This window comes from Rhizobacter sp., assembly GCF_031412075.1.
Lineage (GTDB): Bacteria > Pseudomonadota > Gammaproteobacteria > Burkholderiales > Burkholderiaceae_C > Rhizobacter.
In genome coordinates this window covers 1-4,643 of the sequence record NZ_JANOCG010000502.1, presented here as the reverse complement: position 1 = coordinate 4,643, position 4,643 = coordinate 1, and the positions used below count along the sequence as shown (strand labels likewise).

At 69.5% G+C, this 4,643-nt stretch carries 3 protein-coding genes; 2 read left to right on the top strand and 1 reads right to left on the bottom strand.

Annotated elements, in window-relative coordinates; genetic code table 11:
• Positions 1–192: 192 nt before the first annotated feature.
• A complete protein-coding gene (locus RMO40_RS18620) occupies positions 193–1,629 on the top strand; it encodes an amidase (protein ID WP_489660195.1) in 1,437 nt (478 codons plus the stop codon).
• A gap of 68 nt (positions 1,630–1,697) precedes the next feature.
• On the top strand, positions 1,698–4,178 hold the full coding sequence (locus tag RMO40_RS18615) for a hypothetical protein (RefSeq protein ID WP_309724572.1): 2,481 nt from the start codon (positions 1,698–1,700) through the stop codon (positions 4,176–4,178).
• Between the two features lie 144 nt (positions 4,179–4,322).
• Here RMO40_RS18615 and RMO40_RS18610 read toward each other — a convergent pair.
• A partial coding sequence (locus RMO40_RS18610; protein ID WP_309724570.1) for a WYL domain-containing protein occupies positions 4,323–4,643 on the bottom strand: 321 nt, incomplete at its 5' end.

The window sequence follows — 4,643 nt, the reverse complement described above, 5'->3', positions numbered from 1 at the left end:
CCCGCAAAGACCGAGCAGCGCAAGGCAGCCCTCGCAACGCGAGGGCCGAGTCGGCAGGGGTCGCTTCTTTGCCTCCTTTCTTGTCGACACAAGAAAGGAGGTCGGCCGCCGGGCCGAACACCCGGCGCGGCCTCACGCAGTCAACGAACGCCGAGCCAAAGCGAACCATCCTGGATTCCCGCCTTCTCGGGAATGACGGAAGATCCGGTGCTGAACCTGATCGTCGAATCGCGAGGCCCCATGACGACCGCACTGCACACCCTCAGCGCCATCGAGCTGCTGGCCGCCTACAGCAACAAGGCCTTGTCGCCGGTGGAAGTGACGCACGCCGTGTTGCAGCACATCGAGCGCTGCGAGCCGCAGGTTCACGCCACCTATGGGCTCGACCCTCAAGGTGCGCTGGCCCAGGCCGAGGCCTCGCAGGCGCGCTGGCTGAAAAACGAACCACAGGGTGCGCTCGACGGCGTGCCGGTCACCATCAAGGAAAACATCGCCAGTAAAGGTGTGCCGATCCCGCTCGGCACCGCCGCCACCGAACTCGTGCCAGCCGAGCGCGACGCACCGCCCACCGCCCGCCTGCGCGAAGCCGGCGCGGTGATCCTCGGCAAGACCACCATGCCCGACTACGGCATGTTGTCGTCGGGCTTGTCGAGCTTTCACCCACTCACGCGCAACCCCTGGGACGTGAGCAAGAACCCGGGTGGCAGCAGCGCCGGTGCCGCTGCCGCATCGGCCGCCGGTTATGGCCCGCTGCACCTGGGCACCGACATTGGCGGCTCGGTGCGTCTGCCCGCCGCGTGGTGCGGCGTCTTTGCGTTGAAGCCCAGCCTGGGCCGCATCCCCATCTACCCGCCGTATGCCGGCCGTGTGGCCGGGCCCATGACGCGCAGCGTGCAAGACGCGGCGCTGATGATGCGTGTGCTGTCGCTGCCCGATGCGCGCGACTCGATGAGCTTGCCCTACCAGCCGATTTCTTGGCTGGAGCTCACCCGCCCGCTGCGTGGCCTGAAGATCGGTTTGCTGATGGACGCCGGCTGGGGTTTGCCCGTCGACCCCGAAGTAGCGCAGGCGGTGCAAGGTGCGGCGCAGGCGTTCGAAGCCGCCGGCGCCATCGTCGAGCCGCTCCCGCCCTTCATGACACGCGGCATGGCCGAAGGCATGGACCAGTTCTGGCGCTGCCGTGCGTGGATGGACATCTCGGCCCTGCCGCCCGAGCGGCGTGCCAAGGTGCTGCCCTTCATCGTCGAGTGGGCGCGTGGTGGCGCGGGCCTCTCCGGCGAGCAGGTGTTCAAGGGCTTCAGCCAGATGGGCGCGATGCGCGAAGCAGCGGTCACCGCCTGCCAGCCCTTCGACTTCGTGTTCACACCCACCTCTCCCATTGCGGCCTACGCCGCCGAGTGGCCTTGCCCGACCAACGACCCGGCACAACCCTTCGAACACATCGCCTTCACGTTGCCCTACAACATGAGCGAGCAGCCCGCGGCCAGCGTCAACTGCGGCCACACCTCGGGTGGTTTGCCCATCGGCCTGCAGATCGTGGGCGCCCGCCACGACGACCTGGGCGTGCTGCAGCTGGCCCGCGCCTGGGAGCAGCTGCGGCCCGCACAACGGCCGTGGCCGATGGACTGAGCCGCTTCGGCGAGGTTCCCACACCTTAGGGATGCGGCCCCGGGGGGCGAAGCCTACCCTTGCCCGCCATGAACCCAGCCCCCACCCCCGAGCGGCCCGAGCGTGTGGCCGTGATCGTGGTGCACGGCATCGCCGACCAGGTGCGCGGTGTCACCGGCGCTCAGGTCGCGACCCAGCTGGCGGCGGGCAGCCACGCGCCGGTGACCCGCGTCGACACACCGATCGACGTGACGGCGCTGTCCCCCGCGGTGCCTTTTCACCGCTGGGACCCGAAAGGCTGGATCGAGCGCAGCAGCAAGTCGCTGCGCCAGTCACTGCGCAGCGATTTCCTCGACGCCCAGATCGGCGAGCAGCCTGCGCCCACGCCGAGCGCCGTGGCCGATGCGCCGTTGCCCAACAGCGCTGCCAGTGACAGCGGTGTCGACCACGGTGTGCGTTTCACCGACTACCTGCTGGCCAAGGCGGCCTCGGTGCGCCGCGGCGAGACCACGCCGCATCACTACGACATGCCGAGCCACCGCGTGAGCAGCCCGCAGCGCCAGACCGATGTGTTCGAGATGCACTGGGCCGATCTGTCGCGCCTGGGCGGCGGCGTGACGCGCATCCTCACGGAGCTGTTCACGCTCTTGTTCCACCTCTCCAAGCTCGGCTCCGACACGCTCTCGCTGGCCGATGTGGCGCTGGGCCCGAGCGGCGTGATGCGCTGGCTCGCGCGCACGCACCGCTGGGCCAATTGGGTGTTCTCGCGCATGCTGGCGCTGCTGTTCCTGCAGCTGCTGATGTGTGTCCTGCTGTTGATCCCGGCGGCCTTGATCGTCGGGCGCGAGCGCTCGTTCAGCCTGGGCGCGGCCGGGCTGGCCGGCGCGGCGCTGGCGGTGGTCTGCGTCTACCTGCTGCGCAGGCCGTGGGTCTGGGGTTTCTGGGCGGGCGTGTCGGGCGGCGGGGTGCTGGCCTGGGCGGCGCTGCAGCAACCGGCCGCCGGGGCCTGGTGGGTGATGCTCACCGGCGGGGCCTTGCTGCTGTGGGCCTACAAGCGCTTTCTGGGTTATTGCGAAGAGCGCTTTCGCGCCGTCTACGGTGTGGGCGCGGTGTTGATGACGCTCACCCTGAGCGCCATCGTCTGGGGTGCGCTGGGGCACGACGTGGCGGGCGCCGGCGAGCGCATCGTGGCCGGTGTGCTGCGCGCGGTCGAGGTGCTGTTGCTCTTGCAGCTGAGCGGCTGGGTGCTGATGGCGCTGCTCGTCACCGCCGCGGTGAGCCTGGGCGAATGGGCCTGCAGCGGCGTGCACAACTCGGCCGAGCGCCGCCAGAGCATCGTCACCGCGCGGTTGGGGCTGTTCGTGTCGGTCGGTATCTTCGTGGCGTTCGTGATGACGGTGTGGGCGCTGGTCTCGCAACCGATGGAGGCGCTGGTCGAAGGGCTGCACTACGCGCCCTGGTGGTTTGCCGACGTGACGGTCGACGGGCGGCTGCAGTCAGGCCGTTTCCTCGCGCTGCGTTTCAGCGCCAGCACCGACACCTTTGCCGTGATCGCGGTGATGCTGCTGGCCTTGCTGGGGTTTGTGGCGCTGGTGTTCTTTCCCAGCGTGCTGATCGAGCTGCGCCTGGTCAAGGGCCCGGTCGCGCCGCGACTCGGCCACTGGCTCACCGCCGGCTACCGCGCGCTCGACCGCCTGGTGCGCTGGTGGAGCTGGCTCATCACCGTGGTGTTGATCGGCGTGGCCGTGCTGCTGGTGGGCAGCCAGCTCGCGCGCCTGGGAATTGCATTGCCGTGGCTCGGGGTGGTGGCCTTGCCGGTGGGCAGCTGGTCGGGCGCCGTGCTGGCCAAGCTGGTGGTGCTGGTGGCCGGCGGCGCGGTCGGCCTGGTGGCCATCGGCGGTGTGGCGTTCAAGCAGCTCAAGGCCTTGCGCGCGCCGCTCGATGCGGCGCTCGATGTCGACAACCACTTTCGCGAATTTCCGCGCAAGGCCATCCCGCGGGTGATGATCTTCGAGCGTTACGTGGCGGTGCTGGAGCATGTGTTGAAGCAGGGCCACGACCGCATCGTGATCGTGGCGCACAGCCAGGGCACGGTGATCACTGCCGACCTGCTGCGCTACCTGCAGCGCCGTGGGCAGCTGCTGCCACCGCACCGGGCGCACAGCGGCGACGACCGCCTGCTGCAGCTTGGCCGCGAGCTGGGGGCGCGCAACATTCGCCTGCTCACCTGCGGCAGCCCCTTGCGGCAGCTGTATGCGCTGCGTTTCCCGTGCCAATACGGCTGGGTTCTTGGAAAGAGCGGCAGCCACGGCCCCGACCCGCGCGCCGACCTGGGGGTGGCGCACTGGGTCAACGTGTGGGCGGCGGGCGACTACGTGGGCCGCTGGTTGTGGACCACCGCCCACGACCCGGCCCTGCCCGCACTCTCGGTCGACGCGGCGGCCTACGACGGCAAGCCCACCCAGCGCGCCCCCGACTACCGCGACCTCTGCCTCGGTGCCGACGCCCACACCCACTACTTCGACCTCGACAACGCGGTGATGCTGGCCGAATTGCGCACCCTGGTGTGAGTTTGTTGCGACCCTGCTGTGTTTGCCGAGGGCGGCTTGTGACGCCAACCGCCAGCCCTGCACCAGCGAGTGCCGGCTGGTGAACGTCAACGGCGCCTGGCCGAAAGAAGAATGATCGGTTTCACCGCACTGACCTGCCCGTCGTCAGGCGCTGGCGCTGTGGCCGCTGTGGTGGGCCATCTGGGCCTGGGTCTGGCGGAACAGGTCGGGCAGGGTCTTGCCGGGCTCGTCGCGAAAGCCTTCTTCCAACACCTGCAGGGTCTGGATGCGGTCGACGCGAAAGCTGCGGAACTCCGAGCGTGCTTCGCACCAGGCGGCCAGCGTCCACACCGCGCCCCAGTAAAAGCAGCCGAGCGGGCGCACGGTGCGCTGGCTCTCGCTGTCTTTCAGGTCGCGGTAGCTCAGGCGCACCTTGCGCCGCGCTTCGGCCGCCAGGCGCAGCGGCTCCAGGCGCGCCCGTGTGCC

What these genes read in the sequence shown, in the direction of transcription:
- RMO40_RS18620 (WP_489660195.1), top strand. Translation starts at nt 193, where the DNA reads ATGACGGAAGATCCGGTGCTGAACCTGATCGTCGAATCGCGAGGCCCC.
- RMO40_RS18615 (WP_309724572.1), top strand. Translation starts at nt 1,698, where the DNA reads ATGAACCCAGCCCCCACCCCCGAGCGGCCCGAGCGTGTGGCCGTGATC.